This window comes from Stutzerimonas sp. LR2, assembly GCF_055755175.1.
On sequence record NZ_JBVTRR010000038.1, the window covers coordinates 1 to 1,087 of the forward strand.

The 1,087-nt window shown below is 50.1% G+C and carries 2 protein-coding genes; both read left to right on the forward strand.

Translation table 11 applies throughout. The features are described 5' to 3' along the window. Positions 1-227: 227 nt before the first annotated feature. Positions 228-509 (forward strand): hypothetical protein, encoded by a 282-nt coding sequence (locus tag ACVRRC_RS21840; RefSeq protein WP_472533531.1) that lies wholly within the window; start codon positions 228-230, stop codon positions 507-509. 91 nt (positions 510-600) lie between these two features. Beyond that, positions 601-939 (forward strand): hypothetical protein, encoded by a 339-nt coding sequence (locus ACVRRC_RS21845; protein WP_472997554.1) that lies wholly within the window; start codon positions 601-603, stop codon positions 937-939. Positions 940-1,087: the final 148 nt, after the last annotated feature.

Sequence of the window (1,087 nt, forward strand, 5' to 3'; positions counted from 1 at the left end):
AATAAAGCCCTGCAAAGAACCATGCAAATGGCATCTCCGTGGGATAAGCAGGAATAGTTTTGTAGCCATTTTCAGCTGTTGCACCGAGATGCGCCTGGGTGGTTTTTAATTCCAATCACCGGCCGTATTCAAATCACCCGCTGGGGTTGAAACTGTCTGGCTTTTTTCGTCACCCACAATCTCTCCCGCATAATGAAAGCACCTTTTTTCATCTGCGAGACACTTCAATGACAACTCTTAACTGGAAGCCGAGCGAAAGCCGGTGGAACCAAGGCGAACAACTCTACCTGGGCCAATTTAAGATCGCGTCAGCATACTACGATGCGACTCATACGCGTGGGCAAGACTCCTATGCTACCCGTTGCAGCCTACCTGGACTTAAAGGCGATCTGGGGCACTTCCCTGATATGCCCGCAGCCAAAGATGCCGTTGAAAAGGCGGTGGCCTTCTGGTTGAAAAAAACTGGGCTGCAATTCACTGAAGTAGCCAGTGCAAAGGCTAAGTCATAAACCAAATGCAGGGTATCGCTGTCAAAATCGCGAGGTTGCTATGACTTCTAATCAAAGCCCCTGATTACCCAAGGGGGTAGGCATTGCCTTCATGCTCCTGCTGTTGTGTTCTGGAGTGGCGTGGCTCTTTGGGGTAGGGTGGGTGATCACGACTGTTATGAACTGGCTCGACGCATTCCCCTATAAACACCCCGGCTTCGCCTGTGTGTGGCAACCAGAGCCGGGTTGTCTAACCACCATTAACGCGCCTTCCTCCCCCCTGGAATACCTAATTTTTGGTATCGCGGGTTGCATTGCGTTGGTGTTCACTTGCTGCATGATTGCCGCGACTATCTTGTCCATGAATGAACTCGCAAGGGTGATCGGTAAACAAGCTGCTCGGCTGGACAAAATGGGTGGCGAACTGTTAGCCAAGTTGTTCAAAAAGTAGGGTAACCCTTCGTTAGCGAAATCATGCACTGTGCCCGGCTTGTGCGGGCAGTTCTTTGGCAGAAGTGAAGTACAGCGGTAATAAGCAAGAAAGAAGCAGCACTGATATTTTCAGCCACAAAATCAGGATCGCGTTATGAATCAAGCAC